Raw genomic sequence first — 25,806 nt, 5'->3', positions numbered from 1 at the left:
AGAGATATAGTTTCAAACTATATCAAAGCCTAATTATTTACAATTATACAGACAGTTTCTTTTCTGTTAAGATAGTCTCAACAACAAATTTTGGAGGACACATCATGTCAACTACGATCATCGGTTTCCCTCGTTTGGGCGAATTCCGCGAATTGAAATTTACAACTGAAAAATACTTTAGAAAAGAAATCTCAGAAGAAGAACTCTTAGCAGCAGCAAAAGAATTGCGCGCGAAACACTGGAACATTGTCAAAGAAAAAGGCATCACTGAAATCCCATCAAATGACTTTTCTCACTATGACAACTTCCTAGATGCTGCTTTCCTCTTTAACGTGGTGCCAGCTTCTGTTCAAAACTTGGAATTATCAGAACTTGAACGCTACTTTGCTTTGGGACGTGGTTACCAAGGTGAAAAAGGGGATGTTCGTGCCCTTCCGATGAAGAAATGGTTCAATACCAACTACCACTACATCGTGCCTAAATTTGAAAAAGACACTCAAGTCAAACTTGCAGGTCACAAGATCTTTGATGAGTTCCAAGAAGCCAAAGAACTTGGATTGAACACTCGTCCAGTTCTTGTAGGTCCATTCACTTTCCTTCAATTGTCAGACTTTGAAGAAGGCGTGAAAGCAGAAGACTTCGTAGACAGCTTAGTGGCTGCATACCAAGAAGTTTTTGCTAAATTGGCGGAACTTGGTGCGACTCGCATCCAACTCGACGAAGCGGCTCTTGTCAAAGACTTGACAGCTGAAGAAAAAGCTCTCTTCTTGAACCTCTACAACAAACTCTTGGCTGACAAGAAAGGTCTTGAAGTCTTGCTTCAAACTTACTTCGGTGACGTTCGTGACGTTTACGCTGACCTTGTGAACTTGCCAGTAGATGCCATCGGTTTGGACTTCGTTGAAGGTAAGAAAACTCTTGAACTCGTGAAAGGTGGTTTCCCAGCTGACAAGACTCTTTATGCAGGTATTGTCAATGGTAAAAACATCTGGCGCAACAACTACGAAAAGAGCTTGGCTGTTCTTGAGCAAATCCCAGCTGAAAACATCGTTTTGACTAGCTCATGCTCACTTCTTCATGTGCCATTTACAACTGCTAACGAAGAATTTGAGCCAGCTATCTTGAACCACTTTGCCTTTGCAGTTGAAAAATTGGAAGAACTTCGTGACTTGGATGCTATCCGCAATGGTCAAGGTGCAGAAGCACTTGCAGCTAACAAAGAACTCTTTGCGACTGAACGTGTTGGTGAAAATGCAGAACTTCGTGCGCGCATCTCTGGTTTGACAGACGCAGACTACACTCGTTTGCCAGCCTTTGCAGAACGTGAAGCCATCCAAGAAGAAGCTTTCAAACTTCCAGCTCTTCCAACAACAACCATCGGTTCATTCCCTCAAACTAAGGAAGTCCGTGCCAAACGTTTGGCTTACCGTAAGGGTGAATTGTCACAAGAAGAATACGATGCTTTCCTTGCTGAAACTATCGACGAATGGATCAAATGGCAAGAAGAAGTTGGATTTGACGTGCTTGTACACGGTGAATTCGAGCGTAATGACATGGTTGAGTACTTCGGTCAAAACTTGTCCGGTTACCTCTTCTCTAAGAATGGTTGGGTACAATCATACGGTATGCGTGGGGTTAAACCACCAATCATCTGGGGCGATGTCACTCGTCTCAACCCAATCACTGTCAAATGGTCTAGCTACGCGCAAAGCCGCACTGACAAACCTGTCAAAGGTATGTTGACTGGGCCTGTAACCATCCTTAACTGGTCATTCCCACGTGAAGACATCTCTATCAAGGATTCTACTCTTCAAATCGCCCTTGCCATCAAGGATGAAGTTCTTGACCTTGAAGCTGCAGGCGTGAAGATTATCCAAATCGACGAGGCTGCTCTTCGTGAGAAATTGCCACTTCGTCGTAGCGACTGGTACGAAGATTACCTTGACTGGGCTATTCCAGCCTTCCGCTTGGTACACTCTACAGTAGCGCCAGACACACAAATCCACACTCACATGTGTTACTCAGAATTTACAGATATCATCCCAGCTATAGACAACATGGATGCGGACGTTATTTCCTTTGAAGCAAGCCGTTCAAACCTTGAAATCTTGGACGAACTCAAAGCGAAAAACTTCCAAACAGAAGTGGGACCTGGGGTTTACGATATCCACTCACCTCGTGTACCTAACGAAGGTGAAATCGACCACACAATCGAAGCTATCCTTGCTAAAGTACCAAGCAAGAAAGTTTGGATCAACCCTGACTGTGGTTTGAAAACACGTGGTATTCCAGAAACGAAAGAAAGCTTGATCCGCCTTGTCGAAGCAGCTAAAGCTGCGCGTGAGAAATTGTAAGATTAGATTTCTCACTTGACACTGACTTATCAAGGAACTGCTTAGCCCTATCCAGCTAAGCACTATCGAAATCAAAGAAAAGGACAAAGACTATGTCACGCCAAACACCGTCACTCTCATTTGAAGTGTTCCCTCCAAACCCAGCAGTGGGTAATGATAAGATTATTTCTGCGCTTCAGGACATGCAGGAGTTGGCACCGCACTTTATCAGTGTGACTGCCAGCAATAATAAATTTAATATCAAGGAAACAACGGTTCGTTTGGCTGACTTTATCCAGAATGATCTGGCGATTCCAACCATTGCCCACTTGCCAGCTATCTATCTGACCAAGGACAAGGTTGCCGAGACTCTTGTTGACTTGGACAAGGTTGGGGTGCAAAAGATTTTGGCTCTGCGTGGAGATATCATACCTGATGTAGAACCACAAAAGGACTTCCGCTATGCAACGGACTTGATCGAGTTCATCAAGGAACAAGCACCTCACTTTGACATTGTTGGAGCTTGCTATCCAGAGGGGCACCCTGACTCACCAAACCAGATCTCGGATATCCGAAATCTCAAGAAGAAAGTGGATGCAGGCTGTTCAAGTCTCGTAACCCAACTTTTCTTTGACAATGAGCGTTTCTATGATTTCCAAGACAAGTGTACCTTGGCAGGGATTGATGTTCCTATTCATGCGGGTATCATGCCCATTCTTAACCGTAATCAAGCGCTTCGTCTCTTGAAAACGTGTGAGAATATCCATCTTCCGCGAAAATTCAAGGCCATTTTAGACAAGTATGAGCATGACCCTGAGTCGCTCAGAGCAGCAGGACTTGCCTATGCCGTGGATCAGATCGTGGACTTGGTAACTCAAGATGTTGCAGGTGTCCATCTCTACACCATGAACAATGCTGAAACAGCAAAATACATCCACCAAGCAACCCATGCCTTGTTTAATCATCAGTCTCTAGGATAATAAAAAGCAAACCATTCTTCTCAGGTGAGGGGGATGGTTCCTTTTTAATAGAAAAGCCCGCACTTTTTAAGAAAAATATGATAGAATAGACTCTGTACGTACTTGATACAAAGATGAGGGTATTGAAGTTTTAAAAGCTTTCCAAATTCTCAACTTTATAAAAGAAATTTTCCATAATTTGTTCTTTTTAGCATTTAGTTGAAGCGACACGAACGAGTCAAATCGATATTATTTGACGAGAGAGTTAGTAAAGCATTTAGCTAATCGCATGATAGCGATTAGCGTGAAAGGCTTAGATGCTTTAGCATCAATCCTTTCTAATGATTTGTATCTTGAGTAATCGAACCCGGCCGAAAAGCTGTGTAAAAAAGATAAACTGTCTTGTCTTCATCGAAGACCTCGTCAGTTTCCTATTTTTACTTTGCTTTTGACGTCCTTGGTATCTTGAGTAATTGAACACGGGCTAAATCCCTCGTGAAAAAGATAGATTTCCTGGTGTGCATCGCACACTGCGTTAATCTCCTATTTTCATACGGGATTCTTCACGCCCTTGGTATCTTGATCTTTGTAGGCAAGGCGTATAATTTCATCAATCCAAAGGGGATTAAAATGACAAAACAAGTGTTTCAAACGATTTTTGCGGGTCGTGAGTTAATTGTAGAGACTGGTCAGGTTGCTAAGCAAGCAAATGGCTCTGTTGTCGTGCGTTACGGTGAGTCAACTGTCTTGACTGCGGCCGTTATGTCTAAGAAGATGGCAACTGGGGATTTCTTCCCACTCCAAGTTAACTACGAAGAAAAAATGTATGCAGCTGGGAAGTTTCCTGGTGGCTTTATGAAACGTGAAGGACGTCCTTCAACAGATGCGACTTTGACAGCGCGTTTGATTGACCGTCCAATCCGTCCTATGTTTGCGGAAGGTTTCCGTAACGAAGTGCAAGTGATCAATACGGTCCTTTCTTACGATGAAAATGCATCTGCACCTATGGCTGCTATGTTTGGTTCATCCTTGGCTCTTTCTATCTCAGATATTCCATTTGACGGACCAATTGCTGGGGTACAGGTGGGATATGTAGATGGCCAAATCATCATCAACCCTACTCAAGAACAAGCAGAGCAATCGCTTCTTGAATTGACAGTTGCAGGAACTAAACATGCTATCAATATGGTTGAGTCTGGTGCCAAAGAATTGTCAGAAGAAATCATGTTGGAAGCCCTTCTGAAAGGGCACGAAGCAGTCAAAGAATTGATTGCCTTCCAAGAAGAAATCGTTGCTGCTGTCGGTAAAGAAAAAGCAGAAGTGGAATTGCTTCACGTAGATGCTGAATTACAGGCTGAAATCATCGCAGCCTACAACAGTGACCTCCAAAAAGCGGTTCAAGTAGAAGAAAAATTGGCTCGTGAAGCTGCAACTCAAGCAGTCAAAGACCAAGTGACTGCCGTTTACCAAGAAAAATATGAGGACCATGAAGAATTTGACCGTATCATGCGTGATGTGGCTGAAATCTTGGAACAAATGGAACACGCTGAAGTGCGTCGTTTGATTACAGAAGACAAGGTTCGTCCTGACGGTCGTAAGGTCGATGAAATCCGTCCTTTGGATGCAGTTGTTGACTTCCTTCCTCGTGTACACGGTTCTGGGCTCTTTACCCGTGGACAAACCCAAGCTTTATCTGTCTTGACCTTGGCTCCGATGGGGGAAACTCAAATCATCGATGGTTTGGATCCAGAGTACAAGAAACGCTTTATGCACCACTATAACTTCCCTCAATACTCTGTAGGGGAAACAGGTCGTTACGGTGCGCCAGGTCGTCGTGAAATTGGTCACGGTGCTCTTGGTGAGCGTGCTCTTGCTCAAGTATTGCCAAGCTTGGAAGAATTTCCATACGCTATCCGTCTGGTAGCAGAAGTCTTGGAATCAAATGGTTCTTCTTCTCAAGCTTCTATCTGTGCGGGAACTCTTGCCCTTATGGCTGGTGGTGTACCAATCAAGGCGCCAGTAGCTGGGATTGCCATGGGTCTCATCTCAGATGGAAACAACTACACAGTCTTGACAGATATCCAAGGATTGGAAGATCACTTTGGAGATATGGACTTTAAAGTTGCTGGTACTCGTGACGGGATTACAGCCCTTCAAATGGATATCAAGATCCAAGGGATTACTGCAGAAATCTTGACTGAGGCCCTTGCTCAAGCCAAGAAAGCTCGTTTTGAAATCCTTGATGTCATCGAAGCTACTATTCCAGAAGTTCGTCCAGAATTGGCTCCAACTGCACCGAAAATTGATACCATCAAGATTGATGTGGATAAGATTAAGATTGTCATCGGTAAGGGTGGAGAAACCATTGACAAGATCATCGCTGAAACAGGCGTCAAGATTGATATCGACGAAGAAGGTAATGTGTCCATCTACTCTAGCGACCAAGATGCCATTAACCGTACCAAAGAAATCATCGCTGGCTTGGTTCGTGAAGCCAAAGTGGATGAAGTCTACCATGCTAAGGTTGTTCGTATCGAGAAATTTGGTGCCTTTGTCAACCTCTTTGATAAGACAGATGCACTTGTTCACATTTCGGAAATGGCTTGGACGCGTACCAATAATGTTGAAGACTTAGTGTCTATTGGAGACGAAGTCGATGTCAAAGTTATCAAGATTGATGAAAAAGGACGTGTTGATGCTTCTATGAAGGCTCTTCTTCCTCGTCCACCAAAGCCAGAGCGTGATGAAAAAGGTGAAAAGTCTGAGCGTCCTCACCGCCCACGTCATCACAAGGACCACAAACCTAAGAAAGAATTTACAGAAACACAAAAAGATTCAGAATAAGAAAAGGAGAAATGTATGAGATGGTGGCGCGAAACCATTGATATCGTAAAAGAAAATGATCCAGCGGCGCGCACCACTTTGGAGGTTCTACTGACCTATCCAGGTGTTAAGGCCTTGGCTGCCCACCGTCTCTCGCATTTTCTCTGGAAGCATGGCTTTAAACTCTTGGCTCGGATGCACAGTCAGTTTTGGCGCTTCTGGACTCAGATTGAGATTCATCCGGGTGCTCAGATAGACTCAGGTGTTTTTATCGACCATGGCTCAGGTCTGGTGATTGGAGAGACGGCGATTGTTGAAAAAGGCGTTCTTCTCTATCACGGAGTGACTCTTGGTGGGACAGGGAAGGATGTTGGGAAACGCCATCCGACTGTGCGTAAAGGAGCTCTCATATCAGCCCATGCCCAAGTCATCGGACCAGTGGAAATTGGCGAAAATGCCAAAGTCGGAGCGGGGGCAGTTGTCGTGGCGGATGTGCCTAGTGATGTGACCGTAGTTGGAATCCCTGCCAAGATCGTGCGCGTTCACGGTCAGAAAGACGAGCCAACCATCCACGAGGTGGAAGAACAGCGAGAATATTATCTGGACAAGCTGGAGCATGCCCGCGAAGCCAGCCACCATTCGTCGGAGCTCTAAGAAAGACTTGTTTTGAACAGTTAGAAAAGATGAAAGAGGCTTTGCTGAAGTCCTAAAGAAAGAGAAGTTATGTTATTAGAGGAATTCGAAGATGTAGCTGGGGTTATTGAGCCAACAGATAGGCAGATTATGGACAAGGGTGAAGTGTGTGAAACCATTATCCTGTCCTTTAACGGAGAAATTCTGCAACGTTTGATTGAGTCAGAAAAAGTCTATCAAGGAGGCTATTTAAAAAATCTTAACGGTCAATTCCCTTGGTATGTATATAATTATGATGGAAATCAAGTTGCGGTCATGACTGCGCTTATTGGAGCTCCATCAGTGGTTGGCCAGCTGGAGGAGTTGGTGGCCAGAGGCTTCAAGAATTTCATCATTCTAGGTTCCTGTGGCGTTTTGGACCGCTCAATTGAGGCGGATAAAATTATCCTGCCTGCAGCCGCATTGCGAGATGAAGGAACTAGCTATCACTATGCCCCACCGGGTGACGAAGTCGCCTATGACGAGTCTCTGCTGATCGAGCTGGAAGCCATCTTTGACAAGCACAATATCGAGCATATCCGCACCAAGTCTTGGACGACTGATGCCTTTTATCGAGAAACGCCTGATAAGGTCAAGCGTCGCTTGGCTGCTGGAGCCAAAGTGGTGGACATGGAAGCTTCAGCTATCATGGCTTGGAGTCAATTTCGCAAGAGTAAAGTCTATCAGTTCTTCTACACAGCTGACTATGTGGATCATCATAACCGAACCTGGGATGCCCGCCATGAAGAGCGGACAGCTGATGCCATGACTTTTTTCACTATCGCTTTGACAATAGCAAAGGAACTAGAAAGGTAACTACAAGAATGGCAGTATATTTTTACGGCTGTATCACCATGGATGGCTACTTGGCAGACAGCCAGCACAGAATAGACTGGCTGCATCAGCTTGGTTCTGTAGAGGATACAGGCTATGATGACTTTTACAGGCAAATGGATATCACCATCATGGGCAAGCGGACCTTTGAGGAAATCCAAGATTTGCAAGATGTAGAAAGTTTTTATCAAGCTACGGAAAACTATGTCTTTACGCATGATAGGCACCTGCCTGTCAGCAATTACCAGCCAGTAGCTGGGGATGTGGTGGACTTTGTTCACCAGATTGACAAAGGCAAAAATGTCTTTGTGATTGGTGGTAATTCCTTGGTAGGACCGCTCTTGGATGCGGATCTTTTCGACCACCTCATTATTCAGATAGCGCCCCTTATCCTAGGAAAGGGGGTTCCCCTCTTTACCCAAGAGGAAGGGCAGCGCTTTTACCAACTGGATAGCCTCAGACAATTTGGCCCTTTTGCAGAGCTGGTTTTCAGCCGAAAAAGTCAGAAATAGAGAAGGGAGTGGACCGCATGATTAAAATTTACGACACCATGACCCGCAGCCTACGTGAATTTGTGCCCATTGAAGAGGGCAAGGTTCGCATGTATGTCTGCGGTCCGACGGTTTATAACTATATCCATGTCGGCAATGCCCGCTCAACAGTAGCTTTTGACACGGTTCGTCGCTATTTTGAGTATCGGGGATTTGAGGTCAACTATATTTCCAATTTTACAGATGTAGATGATAAGATTATCAATCGCGCCAAGGAAGAAGGCATCACACCTCAAGAAGTAGCGGACAAGTACATCGCTGCCTTTCGTGAGGATGTGACGGCCTTGGGCGTGAAACCTGCGACTCGCCACCCACGTGTAGTAGAGTTTATGGCTGACATCATTCGTTTTGTGGAAGACTTGATTGAGAAAGGCTATGCTTATGAGAGTCAAGGGGATGTTTACTTCCGTGTAGAAAAATCACCTAACTATGCTAAGTTGGCCAATAAAACCTTGGAAGATTTGGAGCTGGGTGCTTCAGGTCGTACCGATGAAGAAACGGCTCGCAAGGAAAATCCTGTAGACTTTGCACTATGGAAAGCTGCAAAACCAGGCGAGATTTCTTGGGACAGTCCTTGGGGACCTGGTCGTCCGGGTTGGCATATCGAATGTTCAGTCATGTCGACAGAGATTTTGGGAGATACCATTGATATCCACGGTGGTGGAGCTGATTTGGAGTTTCCTCACCATACCAATGAAATTGCCCAGTCAGAAGCAAAAACAGGCAAGACTTTTGCTAACTACTGGATGCACAATGGCTTTGTCAATATCGACAATGTCAAGATGTCCAAGTCCTTGGGCAACTTTATTACTGTCCATGATGCCCTCAAAACCATCGATGGCCAAGTGCTTCGTTTCTTCTTTGCCACCCAGCATTACCGCAAGCCTATTAACTTTACAGAAAAGGCTGTTCGCGATGCAGAGACTAATCTCAAGTATCTGAAGAATACTTATGAGCAACCATTTACTGAAAATGTGGATGCTCAAGAGTTACAAGACTTTAAAGATAAGTTTGTTGCAGCTATGGATGAGGATTTCAACTCTGCCAATGGTATCACAGTAGTCTTTGAAATGGCCAAATGGATCAACTCCGGCAACTATGATGCAAGTGTCAAGCAAACTCTTGCGGCTATGTTAGAGGTCTTCGGTATTGTCTTTGTCGAGGAAGTTTTGGATGCAGACATTGAAGCCTTGATCCAAAAACGCCAAGAGGCGCGTGCTAATCGTGACTTTGCGACAGCAGACAAAATCCGAGATCAACTGGCTGCTCAAGGGATTAAACTACTGGATACAAAAGATGGAGTGAGGTGGACACGTGATTGATGTCAATCTCATTAACGGGATTGCGTTGGCTTTTGAGGGAGATGCGGTTTATTCCATGTATATTCGTCGTCATCTCATCCTCAAAGGCATGACCAAGCCCAATAAACTCCACCAAGAGGCCACTAAGTACGTATCTGCAAAGGCTCAGGCTTGCCTGATTGCTCTCATGTTGGAAGAGCAAGTTTTAACGGAAAAAGAAGAAGAAATTTACAAACGTGGTCGCAATACCAATAGCCATACCAAGGCTAAAAATGCGGATGTCGTTACCTATCGGATGTCGACCGGCTTTGAAGCAGTCATGGGCTATCTCCATCTGACTGAAAATGTGGAGCGGCTAGAGACCTTAATTTCTTGGTGCATCCAAAAAGTGGAGGGCTAGGATATGATTGCAAAAGAACTACAAGACTGGTTTCCTGAAGCTCGGATTTCAGACCAGCCAGTAGAGAAACCAGGCTATCTTACTCTTCCTCTGTCTTCACAGCAGTGGATTTTACTGGAAGAGACCAATCTCACTGAACGTGAAAAGCAGTTAATTGCTCTTTTAACCCAGCAGGAGCAGGCTCGGTCGCTCAATCCTTGGTATTCCTATCTGATTGAGGGGAAGGGGCAGGCACCTCAAACTTTTAAAAAGATACAGCTGGTTTATTGCCATCTTTCCTATTTCCAGCAGGAAAATCTAGCCTCTTGGCTGGATATGATGCGGACTCTCTTTCCAAACTGCCAGACAGTGCTACAGGTCGGTGCTCAGGACTATGTTTTCGTGCTTCAACAAGATAAGTACAGCTCTGTTCGATCAATTTTATCTGATACGATTGAAGCAGTTGAGTATGACTTTGGTTTTCGTCTATCTATCATGTTGGGGCAGGTTTGGTCTCAGACTGGGTATCAGGCTCTGTCAGATTTAATCCAAGCAGAGCGGGACTTATTTAAGACTTGGTGGCGTCAAGGTCATCAAGGGGTTCACACTTTTTCACAACTCTATCTTTGGAGTATGGGAGAAAGGCTTGTGGACCTGAAGGCAATCAAGGAATACCTGCACCAGATGATCTTGGATCAGGATCAGATTCAGGAAATCATTCTCTCCCTTTGGGAAAACAGTGCCGTCCTAACTAAAACAGCCCAACAACTTTATCTTCACCGCAACTCTCTCCAATACAAGATTGATAGATGGGAAGAATTGACAGGACTTCAGTTGAAGGAGTTGACGGATTTGACCTTATGTTATCAGTTGATTTTACCAGATATTCTCTAAAGTTTTGTGCAAGTTGCACAGAACTTTTTTATTTTTTTGGTCACCTTGCCATAGAAAAGTAAAACGTTTTCATTTATAATAAAACTATCAAAAAATAAAAGGAGTTCACCTTCCATGGTAGAATTAAATCTTAAAAACATTTACAAAAAATATCCAAACAGCGAACACTACTCAGTTGAAGACTTCAATTTGGACATCAAAGACAAGGAATTTATCGTTTTCGTAGGTCCTTCAGGATGTGGTAAATCAACAACTCTTCGTATGATTGCTGGTCTCGAAGACATTACAGAGGGTACTGCATCTATCGATGGCGTAGTTGTCAACGACGTAGCTCCAAAAGACCGTGACATCGCCATGGTATTCCAAAACTACGCTCTTTACCCACACATGACTGTATATGACAACATGGCTTTCGGTTTGAAATTGCGTAAATACAGCAAAGAAGACATCGACAAGCGTGTACAAGAAGCTGCAGCAATCCTTGGCTTGAAAGAATTCTTGGATCGTAAACCAGCTGACCTTTCTGGTGGTCAACGTCAACGTGTTGCCATGGGTCGTGCAATCGTCCGTGATGCAAAAGTATTCTTGATGGACGAGCCTTTGTCAAACTTGGATGCTAAACTTCGTGTATCAATGCGTGCTGAAATTGCGAAGATCCACCGTCGTATCGGTGCTACAACTATCTACGTAACGCACGACCAAACAGAAGCGATGACACTTGCAGATCGTATCGTTATCATGTCAGCAACTAAGAACCCTGCTGGTACAGGTACTATCGGACGTGTAGAACAAATCGGTACTCCTCAAGAAGTTTACAAAAACCCAGTTAACAAGTTCGTAGCAGGATTCATCGGAAGCCCAGCTATGAACTTCATCAACGTGAAATTGGTTGGTAATGAAATTGTTTCTGATGGTTTCCGCTTGAAAGTTCCAGAAGGTGCATTGAAAGTTCTTCGCGATAAAGGTTACGAAGGAAAAGAATTGATCTTCGGTATCCGTCCAGAAGACGTGAACGCAGAACCTGCTTTCCTTGAAACATTCCCAGAATCAGTTGTGAAAGCTACAATCTCAGTATCAGAATTGCTTGGTTCAGAATCTCACCTTTACTGCCAAGTTGGTAAAGATGAATTTGTTGCCAAAGTGGATGCTCGTGACTACTTGCAAACAGGTGCAACAGTTGAACTTGGATTTGACTTGAACAAAGCACACTTCTTCGACGTAGAAACTGAAAAAACAGTTTACTAAGATAAATAAAATAACAAAGCACTGCAGAGTCTCTCTTGCAGTGTTTTTCTTTTAATTGCTTAGGCTAGGCATGAAAACAGGCTTTTCTAGTTTTAATATTCTTAAAAAAGTGATAAAATGGTAGGAAGAATTGGAGAGAATAAATGCCGAAAGAAGTGAATTTGTCGGGCGATGAGGTTGTCGCTTTAACGCAAAAATATTTATCGAAAGAAGATGTTGCTTTTGTACATAAAGCCTTGGTTTACGCAGTTGAATGCCATAGTGGTCAATACCGTAAATCTGGCGAGCCCTATATTATTCATCCCATTCAGGTGGCAGGGATTTTAGCTAAGCTTAAGCTAGATGCCGTGACAGTTGCCTGTGGTTTTTTGCATGATGTGGTTGAAGATACGGATGCGACATTGGATGATTTAGAGCAAGAGTTTGGTCATGAAGTTCGCATTATTGTTGATGGAGTGACTAAGCTTGGTAAGGTAGAGTACAAATCAATAGAGGAGCAATTGGCGGAAAATCACCGCAAGATGCTTATGGCTATGTCTGAGGATATTCGCGTTATCTTGGTTAAACTGTCTGACCGCTTGCATAATATGAGAACACTTAACCACCTGCGAAAAGACAAGCAGGAACGCATTTCCAGAGAAACCATGGAAATCTATGCACCGCTTGCTCATCGTCTGGGGATTTCCAGCGTTAAGTGGGAGTTAGAAGACTTGTCCTTCCGCTATCTCAATCCAACTGAGTTTTACAAGATCACTCACATGATGAAGGAAAAACGCAGAGAACGTGAGGCTTTGGTCGATGAAGTAGTGACAAAGTTAGAGGAGTACACTTCCGAACGAAATCTAAAAGGGAAAATCTATGGCCGTCCCAAGCATATCTACTCTATCTATCGCAAGATGCAGGATAAGAAGAAACGCTTCGAAGAAATCTATGATCTGATTGCCATTCGCTGTATCTTAGAGACTCATAGTGATGTCTATGCCATGCTTGGCTATGTGCATGAGCTTTGGAAACCAATGCCAGGTCGCTTCAAAGACTATATCGCCAACCGTAAGGCTAACGGTTACCAGTCTATCCATACGACTGTTTATGGACCAAAAGGCCCGATTGAATTCCAGATTCGGACCAAGGAAATGCACGAAGTTGCTGAGTACGGGGTTGCGGCTCACTGGGCATATAAGAAAGGCATCAAAGGTCAGGTCAACAGTAAAGAGTCTGCGATTGGTATGAACTGGATCAAGGAAATGATTGAGTTGCAAGACCAGGCTGACGATGCCAAGGAATTTGTCGAGTCTGTTAAGGAAGAGTATCTGGCGGAGGAGATTTACGTCTTTACCCCAGATGGTGCAGTTCGCTCCCTTCCAAAAGATTCAGGTCCGATTGACTTTGCCTATGAGATCCATACTAAAGTCGGTGAAAAAGCAACTGGTGCCAAGGTCAATGGCCGTATGGTTCCTCTGACAACCAAACTCAAAACTGGGGATCAGGTCGAAATTGTCACCAACCCCAACTCATTTGGCCCGAGTCGTGACTGGCTCAACATGGTCAAGACCAGCAAGGCGCGCAACAAGATTCGTCAGTTCTTTAAAAACCAAGACAAGGAATTGTCTGTTAATAAGGGACGCGAACTGCTGATTAATCAGCTCCAAGAGAATGGCTATGTGGCTAATAAGTATATGGACAAGCGGCACATGGACCAAGTCCTTCAAAAGACCAGCTACAAGACAGAAGACTCCCTCTTTGCTGCTATTGGTTTTGGAGAAATCAGTGCTATTACTGTCTTTAACCGTCTGACTGAAAAGGAACGCCGTGAGGAGGAACGTGCCAAAGCTAGGGCAGAGGCTGATGAGTTAGTTAAGGGTGGCGAGGTTAAGGTTGAGAATAAGGAGAAGCTCAAGGTTAAGCATGAGGGCGGTGTCATTATTGAAGGTGCCTCAGGTCTCTTGGTTCGGATTGCTAAGTGTTGTAATCCCGTTCCAGGTGATGATATTGTCGGCTACATTACCAAGGGGCGTGGTGTGGCCATTCACCGCGTGGACTGTATGAACCTTCGCGCCCAAGAAAACTACGAGCAACGTCTCCTTGATGTGGAATGGGAAGACCAATACTCAAGCAAGGAATATATTGCTCACATCGATATCTATGGCCTCAACCGTACAGGTCTCTTAAACGATGTTTTACAAGTTCTCTCAAACACGACCAAGAATATCTCAACCGTTAATGCCCAACCAACCAAGGATATGAAATTTGCCAATATCCATGTGTCCTTTGGAATCTCAAATCTCTCAACTCTAACGACAGTAGTTGATAAGATTAAAAGTGTGCCAGAAGTCTACTCTGTCAAACGGACTAATGGCTAATTCTCCCCTCAGCTATTAGAAAGGCTATTATGAAAATCATCATTCAACGGGTTAAAAAAGCCCAAGTGAGTATCGAAGGTCAGATTCAGGGGCAGATAGATCAAGGTTTACTGTTATTAGTTGGTGTAGGCCCAGAGGACCAAGAGGAAGATCTAGATTATGCTGTCAGAAAACTGGTTAACATGCGGATTTTTTCAGATGCAGAAGGCAAGATGAATCTGTCTGTTAAGGATATTGAGGGGGAAATCCTTTCGATTTCTCAGTTTACCCTCTTTGCGGATACCAAGAAAGGCAATCGTCCAGCTTTTACAGGAGCAGCCAAGCCAGATATGGCAGCTGCCTTCTATGATGCTTTCAATCAAAAACTAGCTCAAGAAGTGCCAGTTCAGACAGGTATCTTTGGAGCAGATATGCAGGTGGAGCTGGTAAATGACGGACCGGTCACCATTATCCTTGATACTAAAAATAGATAAGAAAACCAAGCCAGTCGGCTTGGTTTTTGTTTATAGACACTCCCAGAAAGAGATATGTTTGTCGTAAAAGTCTGGATAGTTTTCTCTTATGTGGCTAGCCATTATATAATAAAAAGTAGAATGACAAGAAGTAACGATTGGCATAAGAGAGGAAAATCGCTGATAACTGGTGAAGACTAAAAGGATCAATAACAGAAGATCAACTGAGAGAATCCCTAAGTAGTAGAGGCGAATTTTTTTGTTAATCTGAGGATAAATCTCAGCGAATTGATGTTTGAGTCGGTTGACTAAGCGAAATAGCAGTAGTCCCTGAGCAACGAGGAAAATAAAGCCAGAGAGTAGCATCCACTTTACAGAGGGATCGGTTTTGGAGATAAAAATTGCTAATAGTAGCAAATCGCTGACTGCAATAGCTGCAAAATGGATTCTAAAGAGCTTTTTCATAGGAAGACCTCCCTCTTTTATCTAGCTTCATTCTACACCAAACGAATGGGACTTACAACTAAAATAATAAAAAATCCCTGAAAGAAGTTTCTTTCAGGAATAAGGGGTTAGTTGATTTTTTCGACATAGAGTTGTTTGGCGATATCCATACTAACTTGGAGGTCTTCACCTTTGTTGACCAGTGTAAAGGTATTAGAAAAATTATCAAATTGCTTGACTTTGACTTGGTCACCGATATGGATTTCATGCTTTTCTAAGTATTTGAGCAGATCAAAGCTATCGTGAACCCGAGTCAGGAGATAGGTTCCAGCCTCTTTAGTATCTGCTAGAGGTAGGTTGTTGATCTCAACCAAGAGTTCTCCTTTAGCAGGAATAGTTCCACCGTGGGGACAGGTTTGAGGGAAACCCAGCAGTTTATCCAGTCTCTCTACGAAGAGGTCAGAGACAGTGTGCTCTAGGACCTCAGCTTCTTCGTGGATTTGATCGCTGGTATAGTCGAGATGGTGAACTAGAAAGACTTCAATCAACCGGTGTTTGCGATAGAGCTCGGAGACTAGTTTGAGCCCAATATCTGTCAATAGATAGCCATTCTCCTTGTCCTTGAGGATGAGATTTTCACTTTTCATGCGTTTGATCATCTCTGTTACGGCAGGTGGAGAGACCTGCATACGGGCAGCAATTTCTTTATTGGTGATTTTTTGCATTTCCGTACCGATTTCATAAATACATTTTAGGTAGTCTTCTTTATTTGGCGTCATTCGTTTCCTCTTGTCTTTTCTCTCTATCTAGTATATCAAAAAAAGCTAGATTTCTCTAGCTTTCTGGCATAATGACTTTGATTTTAGTCCAGTTCTTTAACAGCGGCAATAGCAGCTTCAAAGTCGGGTTCCGTGTTAATGTTGTCAACGTATTCTACGTAACGGATGACATTGTCAGTATCGAGAACAAAGACGGCACGCGCAAGGAGATGCCATTCGTTGATCAAGAGGGCATAATCGCGTCCGAAAGAATGGTCGAAGTAGTCTGAAAGCATGATGGCATTGTCAAGGCCTTCAGCCCCACACCAGCGTCCTTGGGCAAATGGTAGGTCCATAGAAACAGTAAGAACGACGGTATTGTCAAGGCTAGCAAGTTCTTGGTTGAAACGACGTGTTTGCGTTGAGCAGATACCAGTATCGATAGATGGGACAACACTCAAGACTTTTTTCTTTCCGTCAAAGTCAGTTAGCGTTTTTTTAGAGAGATCGGTTGTCGTAAGAGAAAAGTCAAGTGCCTTGTCTCCGACTTGCAGTTGTTTACCTGTAAAGGTTACAGGATTTCCGAGAAAAGTGGTCATGAAACTACTCCATTCTTTTTTCTTTTATTCTACCGAGAATTGTCAGATTTTTCCAATGATTTGACTGGAAATTAAAAGAGAAAAAAAACGCCAGTTCATGTGAGAACGACGTTTTTTAATGAATTACTTAGACAAACCTTCAGCAATCTTGTCAAGGTTGTATTTCATCATGTTGTAGTAGCTGTCACCTTCTTTACCTTCTTCAGCGATTGAGTCAGTAAAGATTTGTGCGTAGATTGGGATATTTGTGTCTTGTGAAACAGTCTTCATTGGACGGTCATCGACACTTGATTCAACAAAGAGTGATGGAACTTTTGTTTGGCGAAGCTTTTCAACCAAGGTCTTGATTTGTTCAGGTGTTCCTTCCTCTTCCGTGTTGATTTCCCAAATGTAGGCACTTGGAACTCCGTAAGCTTTAGAGAAGTATTTGAAGCATCCTTCGCTGGTTACGATGAGTTTCTTCTCAGCAGGGATATTGTTAAATTTCTCTTTGGCTTCCTTGTCCAGTTTGTCTAGTTTTTCAGTATAGTCTTTGAGATTTTTTTCGTAGAATTCCTTGTTGCTAGGATCCTTAGCGATCAGCTGTTTAGCGATATTTTTAGCATAAATCATCCCATTTTCAAGGTTGAGCCAAGCGTGTGGATCTTCTTTGCCTTTTTCGTTTTGACCTTCAAGGTAGATGATGTCTACGCCGTCACTAACTGCAAAGTAGTCCTTGTTCTCAGTTTTCTTGGCATTTTCAACCAATTTAGTAAACCAAGCATTGCCACCTGTTTCAAGGTTGATACCGTTATAGAAAATCAAATCAGCTTGAGAAGTTTTCTTAACGTCTTCAGGAAGTGGTTCGTATTCGTGTGGGTCTTGACCAACAGGAACGATACTGTGAAGATCAATCTTGTCACCAGCGATATTCTTGGTAATATCAGCGATGATAGAGTTAGTTGCTACAACCTTTAGTTTTTGGTTTGTAGATGCTGTGTCTTTTTTTCCGCTAGCACAGGCAGCTAATCCAATGATAGAAAGAAAAAGAACAAGCAAAGTACCTAATTTTTTCATTAGATTCCTCCAGAAGGGTTTCCCCATTATTTAATGATTTTTTTGTTTTTCAGTTTCAAGTATCGTTGCTTAGGAGAGATAAAGAAACTGATTAAAAAGAAGCTGGCGGATGTGAGCACGATACTGGATCCTGCTGCGAGATTGAAGCTATAGCCGATAAAGAGTCCCACAACAGAAGCCAGAGCTCCTAGGCCTGATGAAAGGAAAATCATGCTCTTTAGGCTATTAGCATAAAGGTAAGCCGTCGCAGCTGGGGTGATCAACATGGCCACGATAAGAATGGTTCCAACACTTTGCATGGCAGTGACTGACACAAGGGTCAAGAGCACCATGAGCAGATAGTGGTAGAAATTGACGGGCATTCCCATAGCTTTAGCCAGGAGCTCGTCAAAGGATGTAATCAATAGTTGTTTAAAGAAAATCCCGATAATCAAGAGAATCAATGCCCCCATACTAATGGTAACCCACATGTCCGTATCTTGGACAGCGAGGATATTCCCAAAAAGGATATGGAAGAGGTCTGTCGAACTCTTGGCAACACTAATCAAGATGACACCTAGGGCTAAGAAAGATGAAAAGGTAATACCAATGGCAGTATCACTCTTGATGATAGAGTTTCCCTTGATGTAGGTAATGATGATGGAAGCCATCAAACCAAAGATGATCGCTCCAATAAAGAAATCAATTCCCAGGATAAAGGAAAGGGCTACGCCAGGCAAAACTGCGTGAGAGATGGCATCTCCCATGAGAGACATCCCACGTAGGATGATAAAACATCCCACAGCTCCAGCAACGACTCCGATGACAATAGCTGTTATCAAGGCGTTTTGTAGGAAATGGAAATTTTGCAATCCATTGATAAATTCTGCTATCATAGGTCACCTCCATTGAAAAAGAGTTTGCTACCGTAGGCCTTTTTGAGATTGGCCTCGGTAAAGGTTTCTTCAGTCGAACCAAGATCAATTAATTCTCGATTGAGAAGCAAAACTTGGTCGAAATAATGGGGGACTTTGCTGAGGTCATGATGGACGATGAGAACTGTTTTACCAGCTTTTTTAAGGTCTCTCAGCGTATTCATGATAATCTCTTCACTAACCGAGTCAATCCCGACAAATGGCTCATCTAAAAAGATGTAGTCAGCTTCCTGCACTAAGCAACGGGCAATCAACACACGTTGGAATTGTCCTCCTGAGAGCTGGCTGATTTGGCGATCAGCATAGTCTGAAAGTCCAACGATTTCAAGTGCCTCTGCCACTTTTTTCCAGTGGCTGGCTTTTAAGGTGTGAAAGAGCGGTATGGATGGATAGAGTCCTAGAGAGACACATTCCTTGACCTTGATAGGGAAATTGTAGTCGATATGGATTTTTTGCTCGACATAGGCAACTCGATTTAAAGATTTCTTGACTTCTTTGTCGTCGAGAAAGGCCTGACCTCCATGTGGGATAATTCCCAACATACCTTTTAATAAAGTAGATTTTCCAGCACCATTTGGACCAATAATTCCGGTAATCGTTGGTCCTTGGAGCACTAGTGAAATATCCTTTAGTGCCAACGTTTCTTTGTAGGAGACACTGAGGTGTTCAATACGTATCATAACAAATTCCTCCCTCCCGTATTTAATATACATTAAAAAAAAAATTAAGTCAAGTTAATTTTTAAAAAATTTAATAAAATAACAATAAAATGAAAGATACAAGAAATTTATTTTTGATTGCATTCCCTAGATTTTTTTGCTAAGCTAGGAATAAGTGAAATATGAAAGCGAGAACAAGATGACACGTTATCAAGATGATTTTTATGACGCTATTAATGGCGAATGGGAAAAAACAGCTGTGATTCCAGCTGACAAATCTCGAACAGGTGGTTTTATTGACCTTGACGAGGAAATTGAAGAGTTGATGCTGGCGACTACGGACAAGTGGTTGGCAGGTGAGGATGTCCCAGAGGATGCCATCCTCGCAAACTTTGTTAAGTACCATCGTATGGTACGTGATTTTGACAAGAGAGAAGCTGATGGGATCAAGCCTGTTTTGCCAATGCTCAAGGAATACCAAGATTTGGAGAGTTTTGCAGATTTTACTAGCAAATTGGCAGAATTTGAACTAGCTGGTAAACCAAACTTCCTTCCATTTGGTGTATCACCAGATTTTATGGATGCCAGAACCAATGTTCTCTGGGCAAGTGCACCAGGAACAATCTTGCCAGATACAACCTACTACGCTGAAGACCATCCTCAGCGTGAGGAACTCTTGACTCTTTGGAAGGAAAGTACCGCGAATCTTCTCAAAGCCTATGATTTTTCAGATGAGGAAATCGCAGACTTATTAGAGAAACGGTTGGAGTTAGACCGTCGAGTTGCGGCTGTGGTGCTTTCTAACGAAGAAAGTTCAGAATATGCCAAACTCTACCATCCATACGCTTATGAAGATTTCAAGAAATTTGCCCCTGCCCTCCCTTTGGATGATTTCTTCCAAGCAGTGATTGGACAGACTCCGGACAAGGTTATTGTAGATGAAGAACGTTTCTGGCAAGCGGCAGAGCAATTCTATAGTGAAGAAGCGTGGCCTCTACTTAAAGCAACCTTGATTTTGGGTGTGGTCAATCTCTCAACAAGCTATCTGACAGATGAGATTCGTGTCTTGTCAGGTGCTTATGGTCGTGCACTTTCAGGTGTTCCAGAAGCTCAGGACAAAGTCAAGGCAGCTTATCACTTGGCCCAAGGTCCTTTCAAGCAAGCTCTTGGTCTCTGGTATGCGCATGAAAAATTCTCTCCAGAAGCTAAGGCAGACGTAGAGAAAAAAGTAGCGACCATGATTGATGTTTATAAGGAACGCTTGGCTAAGAACGACTGGCTCACACCTGAAACGCGAGATAAGGCCATTGTCAAACTCAATGTCATCAAGCCTTATATCGGTTATCCAGAGGAATTGCCAGAACGCTACAAGGATAAAGTAGTGGACGAAACTGCCAGTCTCTTTGAGAATGCCCTAGCCTTTGCGCGTGTGGAAATCAAGCACAGCTGGAGCAAGTGGAACCAACCGGTTGACTACAAGGAGTGGGGCATGCCTGCTCACATGGTTAATGCCTACTACAATCCTCAGAAGAACTTGATTGTTTTCCCAGCTGCTATTTTACAGGCTCCATTCTATGATTTGCATCAGTCGTCTTCAGCCAACTACGGTGGTATTGGTGCTGTTATTGCCCACGAGATTTCTCATGCCTTTGACACAAATGGTGCGTCCTTTGATGAAAATGGTAGCCTCAAGGATTGGTGGACGGAGAGCGACTATGCAGCTTTTAAAGAAAAAACGCAGAAAGTCATTGACCAGTTTGATGGACAAGAATCTTACGGCGCAACGATTAACGGAAAACTAACCGTATCCGAAAACGTTGCCGACTTGGGAGGAATTGCCGCAGCGCTAGAAGCAGCTAAGAGAGAAGCAGACTTCTCTGCTGAAGAATTCTTCCACAACTTTGCTCGTATCTGGCGTATGAAAGGCCGTCCGGAGTTGATGAAACTCATGGCCAGTGTCGATGTGCACGCGCCAGCTAAGCTCCGTGTCAATGTCCAAGTACCAAACTTCGATGACTTCTTTACAACCTATGATGTCAAAGAAGGCGACGGCATGTGGCGTGCACCAGAGGACCGTGTGATTATTTGGTAAGACAAAAACCAAGGATTTTTTCCTTGGTTTTTTGCTTGCTAGAAAAAGGGATTAAAAGTCTTTTCGTGAGCGATAGTCGTAGCTGGCCCATGTCCAGGGTAGACATCGTAGTTAGGGAGGGTGAAGAGTTGAGTCTGGATACTATGGAGGAGTTGTTCCATACTACCAGTTGGAAGGTCGGTCCGTCCGATTGTTTCACGGAAAAGAGCATCACCTGTCAAGACTAGGTGAGCATCAGGAAAGACGATAGAAACACCACCGATAGAATGTCCTGGTGTTGGTAAGACAGTGAAACGAAATTCCTCTAGTTGGTATTCTTCGTGAAAGATAAAAGTGTGTTCAGCAGGTTTTGCGACCACATCTGCCATATCGTCATGACGAGGTAGGCCAGAAAGATTATCAACTGGAGTATAGAGCCAAGAAGCTTCACTCTCTGCTACATAAACTGGGGGATTTTCAAAAGTATCTCTGACCAAGTCAAGACTCATAATATGGTCGTAGTGGGTGTGAGTCAGGAGAATTGCACAGACGGGTTTGTTGATTTTCTCGATAGTTTTGCGAATGGCTTCCCAATGACTACCAGGGTCAACCACAATCAGGTGTTGGTCCCCTTCTATGTAGTAGGTGTTTTCATAGGCAACAGGATTAACAGTTTTATGGATTTTCATAGGATTTCCTCTCTCAAAGAATGTACTGATACCAGTATAACACAGAAGAGAAGAATGAGGATATCAGAAAGTCTTTTTTGATTGATGGGGTGGTATCTTTAGTTCCATTTTAAACCATCATAATTAAAAGTTTCAAAATGAAACCAGTCACATAAGTAAAAACATCATTAATACCGAATTTTTCGGCTCTTAAATACTGAAACAGGTTAATCATTACTTAGTAGAAAAGAATGTCAAAAAAGGAAGAACTGTCCCAAAGGTTAGAATTATCTGTCTAACTTTTTAGGGGCAGTACATCCAAGACTTTTTACTTATCCTTAGATAGAAAAGAGTTTTATCTTTAATTAATTATCATAAAATTGAGTTTTAAGCTTGCAGTTGGCTAAAATTGTTGATATAATGAAGGTATAATTTAATTTAAAGGAGATTCACATGGCTTTAATTCAATTAACACCAGAAGATCTACGTACATCTGCTCAAAAATACACTAGTGGTGCCGAAGAAGTAAGACAAGTTCTTCGTACATTAAGCAACGAACAAGAAACTATCAGAAGTAACTGGAAAGGTTCAGCTTTTGATAGCTTTGATCAACAGTTTACAGCATTGTCTCCAAAAATTGATGAGTTTGCGACCTTGCTTGATGAAATCAATGCACAGTTGCTTAAAGTTGCGGACATCGTTGAACAAACTGACCAAGATATTGCAGCACAAATTCATTAATTTGTTATAAGTGGCTTTAGGAGGGCGAGAGCCTTCCTATTTTTTATGACGGAGAAGATTTAAAGTAATATGAGGAAGAATAAAATTTTTAAATATATAGGAAGTAGTCTGTTGGCATTAGGATTGCTTGCACTAATGGTTTTTTTGAATCTATCAGTTCAAAAAAATACGACTATTCATAATGAGAATAGTGCAAAAGCAAATCAACAGACCAAATTAAATGTGGCTATTGTAAATGAAGATAAGCCAGTCTATGTTGATACAAAAGAGTATAATCTGGGTGCTAGTTATGTAAAAAATATCGAGCGTGACAATTCTCAAAACTGGTCTGTTGTCCCTCGTGGAGCTGCAGATTCTGGATTAGAAAGTGGGAAATACCAACTCGTTTTAACAATTCCTAGTGATTTTTCTGAAAAAATACTCGATATTAACAGCATCAATGTTGATAAGACAACCATCAATTATAAGGTGAATGCGCAAGGAAATTTGCAAGTAGAAAATGATGCAAATAAACTAGCAAAAGACATTGTTGCTGATTTGAATGGTCAGTTGGTCGATATGTATATGGCTAGTATTTTGAACAATCTTTACACTGCTCAAAAGAATGTTCAAGCTAGCTCACAGATACAAGCGACCAATATCGGAAACTATCGTACGAACTTATATGGGACAGCTATCAACACTAAAAATCTTTTCCCAACTCTCTATACTATGTCTAGTTCATCAGTTGACGCCAACAGTGCTTTAAAGACAGGTTTGGAGGGCTACTCACAGATTTTTGATCGTTTTGATGTTTCGCAGATTGCCTATGGTGAGAAGTTTGGAACTCTGCTTAAGAATAGGACCGCTGAGAAGGAAAATCATGCGGATGTTATCACTAGACTCATCTCTCAGAGTCGGGAAGACGTTCAGGAACAAATTAAAACTTATAAGAAATTAATTGAAGCTCAAGACAATCTGACTTCTAATATAGATGGAACACCAGCATCCACTGATGGAACGTCACCAGAAGTTGGGGCTTACTATAAAAAAGTAGCAGAAAGCATCAGCGAAGAGATTGGTAGCTTACAGAAAAATCTAACAGATGAAAGAACCAAGTTTGAAAATCATAAAAAGGATATTCATAACTTTATTGATGAGAAATTAGCCACTTACTATGGAACAAGTGAGAAGAGCAAAATCACTCTTGAACAATTTTTGAATAAAGCTGCAAACAAGGACTTAGAGAAGATTGAGGAATCTCTAAAAACGCAGCTGGCTTCTGCAATATCAGAATTACCAAAAGAAGACTTTAGTGGAAAAGAATTTAGTGGTTTTGGTATGACACCAATCACAATACCTTCTGTAGACTATACATATTTAAAAACGATTAAAGAGCCTAGCGATGAGATTTCTTTGACGGATTTGAAGAATCTGGAAAATGAAGCAATTACTAGTTCGAGTGCTGTTGGACGAACAGGAACAAAGGCTAAGGTGTCATGGAAGGCTGGAACAGGAGTGACAGTTCATTCGGTCACTTATGATGGCACACCGGTTGCCCTAGGCGACGAGATTGATTTGAAGACTGGTGGGACTTTCAAAGTAGCCTATAGTGTTGCAACTCCAACTCCAACTACAAGTTCAACTGGGACTCCAAGTCCAGCTCCAAAAGCAGAGCTAAAATCAATTGATATTTCCTTGAATGATGTTCAAGCAGTCAGTGCGCCGGTAGATGTCTTAGCCGTTCAGAAAGCAGCAGTTTCTTACGGACAAAAGGTTCAGAAAATAGCTTCTGACTACCAAAAGGTAGAATCACTAAAACAAGCATACGATACCGTCAAAGGGTTAAAAAATAGTGATGTGTCTAAAGCATTATCAGATATTTGGTTTGAAGCGATTGATTCAAATCTGAAGAAATATGAAGACAGCTTAACTGCACCTGCTAGCGATACAGATACAGATGGTGCTAAAGAGAAAGTAGATAAAGCCTTGTCAGCACTGACTAAACTGAAGCCTGTTCTAGAAAAAAATGTGCAGGATGTTTTGGCTACCAACCAAGAATTGAATAAAAAAATCAAGGAACAGTTAGAGTTGTACGAAACGTTAGAACAGAAACTAAAGAATTTAGAAAAAGCACAAGACGGAGGAAATAAAGCCTTTGAAGCTACTGATAATCAATTATCTACCCTAAATTCTGATTATGTAGCTCTCTTATCTGAAACTAAGGGTGTGAAGGAGTCTTCTCAAAGCAATGTTAAGGCGGCTGAGTCTGTTAATGAGACTTTAGGTAATTTCAATCGTGAATTGTCAAACGCTCAAACAAGTACTGAAAAGTTGTCTCAAGATGCTGACTCCTTGATGACGCAGTTTAATGAAGAATTGACTAATAATGGAAACTTTGTAGAATCCTTCGTGAAGGTTTTGAATAATGCCTATGAAAATGGGGTACCAAACGAAGTATTGCTCAACTTCTTATCCAACCCTGTTGCTCAAAATTCTACTTCAGTAAAAGCGACTGTCAATGTTTACCGTCCGTTTACATGGATTTTACTATTGGAGATTGTTAGTCTCTTTACAGCTTATCTGTTTGCAACTCAAAATATTATTCGAAAAGTTAAAGATAAGTTCAAACTAGATAAGCTACATGATACGGATATTATGACAGTTGGGCTACTCTCTATTTTAGCTGTAGTAGTTGGTCTAGTAGTTGGTATTGTATCGAGTGTTCAGCTTCATGTTGGTCGTGAATACCAACCGTCATGGGTCTTGCTGATTGTTTTAGCTGGTTTAGTACTGATTCAAGGACAGTATTTATTGCTCAAACATTTCCGAGTGATTGGAATGGGGCTTGCCTTCTTTATGATGATTAGCTTTGTCTATCTATCGAATGCAATTGGGACGACGGCCAGTCTAACAGGTTTCCCAGCCTTTATCAAAAATCTCAATGCTTTATCAATATTAGAAGCTTTACTCTCAGGGTATTTTGATGGGCAACCAGCAAACATTTTAGCATTTATTGCAATGACGATTGTCGTAGCTGGATTACTTGTTATGAATATTTTTATCAAAGAAAGAAGCTTTTGGCCTCAAGTATTTCAAACTGAGAAAGAATAG

22 protein-coding genes are annotated in these 25,806 nt (G+C 42.4%); 15 read left to right on the top strand and 7 right to left on the bottom strand.

All coding sequences use genetic code 11. The features are described 5' to 3' along the window. Window positions 1–104: 104 nt before the first annotated feature. The 12 genes from metE (at window position 105) to dtd (ending at window position 14,824) form a co-directional block, all read left to right on the top strand. Window positions 105–2,354 (top strand): 5-methyltetrahydropteroyltriglutamate--homocysteine S-methyltransferase, encoded by a 2,250-nt coding sequence (metE, locus tag B7708_RS01170; protein ID WP_084973145.1) that lies wholly within the window; start codon window positions 105–107, stop codon window positions 2,352–2,354. 92 nt (window positions 2,355–2,446) lie between these two features. Further along, window positions 2,447–3,313, top strand: coding sequence for a methylenetetrahydrofolate reductase [NAD(P)H] (metF, locus tag B7708_RS01165; protein ID WP_084973143.1), 867 nt, complete (start codon window positions 2,447–2,449; stop codon window positions 3,311–3,313). A 609-nt stretch (window positions 3,314–3,922) separates the two neighbouring features. Then, entirely contained in the window at window positions 3,923–6,136 is a 2,214-nt protein-coding gene (gene pnp / locus B7708_RS01155) for a polyribonucleotide nucleotidyltransferase (RefSeq protein ID WP_142358247.1), read from the top strand. Between the two features lie 15 nt (window positions 6,137–6,151). Then, window positions 6,152–6,769: a serine O-acetyltransferase gene (gene cysE / locus B7708_RS01150; RefSeq protein ID WP_084973139.1), complete on the top strand. Its 618-nt coding sequence runs from the start codon at window positions 6,152–6,154 to the stop codon at window positions 6,767–6,769. Between the two features lie 69 nt (window positions 6,770–6,838). Next, entirely contained in the window at window positions 6,839–7,603 is a 765-nt protein-coding gene (locus B7708_RS01145) for a nucleoside phosphorylase (RefSeq protein WP_084973137.1), read from the top strand. Window positions 7,604–7,611: 8 nt separating this feature from the next. After that, on the top strand, window positions 7,612–8,133 hold the full coding sequence (locus B7708_RS01140; RefSeq protein WP_000301974.1) for a dihydrofolate reductase family protein: 522 nt from the start codon (window positions 7,612–7,614) through the stop codon (window positions 8,131–8,133). Window positions 8,134–8,150: 17 nt separating this feature from the next. Further along, the gene (cysS, locus tag B7708_RS01135; protein ID WP_084973135.1) at window positions 8,151–9,494 is read left to right on the top strand and encodes a cysteine--tRNA ligase; all 1,344 of its coding nucleotides are present in this window, start codon (window positions 8,151–8,153) and stop codon (window positions 9,492–9,494) included. After that, complete coding sequence (locus B7708_RS01130) at window positions 9,487–9,873, top strand: Mini-ribonuclease 3 (RefSeq protein ID WP_084973133.1); 387 nt, start codon at window positions 9,487–9,489, stop codon at window positions 9,871–9,873. Before cysS ends, B7708_RS01130 begins: the two co-directional genes overlap by 8 nt. Window positions 9,874–9,876: 3 nt before the next feature. Further along, window positions 9,877–10,746: a helix-turn-helix domain-containing protein gene (locus B7708_RS01125; protein ID WP_084973131.1), complete on the top strand. Its 870-nt coding sequence runs from the start codon at window positions 9,877–9,879 to the stop codon at window positions 10,744–10,746. 114 nt (window positions 10,747–10,860) lie between these two features. Beyond that, on the top strand, window positions 10,861–11,991 hold the full coding sequence (locus tag B7708_RS01120; protein WP_084973129.1) for an ABC transporter ATP-binding protein: 1,131 nt from the start codon (window positions 10,861–10,863) through the stop codon (window positions 11,989–11,991). 143 nt (window positions 11,992–12,134) lie between these two features. Next, on the top strand, window positions 12,135–14,351 hold the full coding sequence (locus B7708_RS01115; RefSeq protein WP_084973127.1) for a RelA/SpoT family protein: 2,217 nt from the start codon (window positions 12,135–12,137) through the stop codon (window positions 14,349–14,351). Window positions 14,352–14,380: 29 nt separating this feature from the next. Further along, window positions 14,381–14,824: a D-aminoacyl-tRNA deacylase gene (gene dtd / locus B7708_RS01110; RefSeq protein ID WP_084973125.1), complete on the top strand. Its 444-nt coding sequence runs from the start codon at window positions 14,381–14,383 to the stop codon at window positions 14,822–14,824. Between the two features lie 30 nt (window positions 14,825–14,854). On the opposite strand, the gene B7708_RS01105 is transcribed toward dtd, so the two are convergent. From B7708_RS01105 to B7708_RS01080, 6 genes are all read right to left on the bottom strand, one after another. Then, on the bottom strand, window positions 14,855–15,268 hold the full coding sequence (locus tag B7708_RS01105) for a hypothetical protein (RefSeq protein WP_084973123.1): 414 nt from the start codon (window positions 15,266–15,268) through the stop codon (window positions 14,855–14,857). Window positions 15,269–15,375: 107 nt separating this feature from the next. Continuing rightward, entirely contained in the window at window positions 15,376–16,026 is a 651-nt protein-coding gene (locus tag B7708_RS01100) for a metal-dependent transcriptional regulator (RefSeq protein ID WP_084973121.1), read from the bottom strand. Between the two features lie 83 nt (window positions 16,027–16,109). Next, entirely contained in the window at window positions 16,110–16,604 is a 495-nt protein-coding gene (tpx, locus tag B7708_RS01095) for a thiol peroxidase (RefSeq protein WP_084973120.1), read from the bottom strand. A 123-nt stretch (window positions 16,605–16,727) separates the two neighbouring features. Then, a complete protein-coding gene (locus B7708_RS01090; RefSeq protein WP_084973118.1) occupies window positions 16,728–17,660 on the bottom strand; it encodes a metal ABC transporter substrate-binding protein in 933 nt (310 codons plus the stop codon). Window positions 17,661–17,686: 26 nt separating this feature from the next. Then, complete coding sequence (locus tag B7708_RS01085; protein ID WP_084946380.1) at window positions 17,687–18,535, bottom strand: metal ABC transporter permease; 849 nt, start codon at window positions 18,533–18,535, stop codon at window positions 17,687–17,689. Next, window positions 18,532–19,254 carry a metal ABC transporter ATP-binding protein gene (locus tag B7708_RS01080; RefSeq protein ID WP_084973116.1) on the bottom strand — a complete coding sequence of 241 codons (723 nt, stop codon included), beginning with the start codon at window positions 19,252–19,254 and terminating at the stop codon, window positions 18,532–18,534. The genes B7708_RS01085 and B7708_RS01080 overlap by 4 nt, the downstream gene beginning before the upstream one ends. A gap of 178 nt (window positions 19,255–19,432) precedes the next feature. On the opposite strand from B7708_RS01080, the gene B7708_RS01075 reads away from it, so the two are divergent. Further along, complete coding sequence (locus tag B7708_RS01075) at window positions 19,433–21,325, top strand: M13 family metallopeptidase (RefSeq protein WP_084973114.1); 1,893 nt, start codon at window positions 19,433–19,435, stop codon at window positions 21,323–21,325. Between the two features lie 38 nt (window positions 21,326–21,363). On the opposite strand, the gene B7708_RS01070 is transcribed toward B7708_RS01075, so the two are convergent. Next, window positions 21,364–21,993, bottom strand: coding sequence for an MBL fold metallo-hydrolase (locus B7708_RS01070; RefSeq protein ID WP_084973112.1), 630 nt, complete (start codon window positions 21,991–21,993; stop codon window positions 21,364–21,366). A 432-nt stretch (window positions 21,994–22,425) separates the two neighbouring features. Here B7708_RS01070 and B7708_RS01065 point away from each other — a divergent pair, with 432 nt between their 5' ends. Together B7708_RS01065 and esaA are read left to right on the top strand one after the other, a co-directional pair. Then, window positions 22,426–22,713, top strand: a complete 288-nt coding sequence (locus B7708_RS01065) for a WXG100 family type VII secretion target (RefSeq protein ID WP_001173990.1) — start codon at window positions 22,426–22,428, stop codon at window positions 22,711–22,713. A 69-nt stretch (window positions 22,714–22,782) separates the two neighbouring features. Further along, entirely contained in the window at window positions 22,783–25,806 is a 3,024-nt protein-coding gene (gene esaA / locus B7708_RS01060; RefSeq protein WP_084973110.1) for a type VII secretion protein EsaA, read from the top strand.

It is taken from the genome of Streptococcus oralis subsp. dentisani (assembly GCF_002096615.1).
In the GTDB taxonomy this organism is placed as follows: domain Bacteria; phylum Bacillota; class Bacilli; order Lactobacillales; family Streptococcaceae; genus Streptococcus; species Streptococcus oralis_U.
The sequence above is the reverse complement of the archived record's forward strand: the minus strand, read 5'-3'. Positions and strand labels throughout refer to the sequence as shown.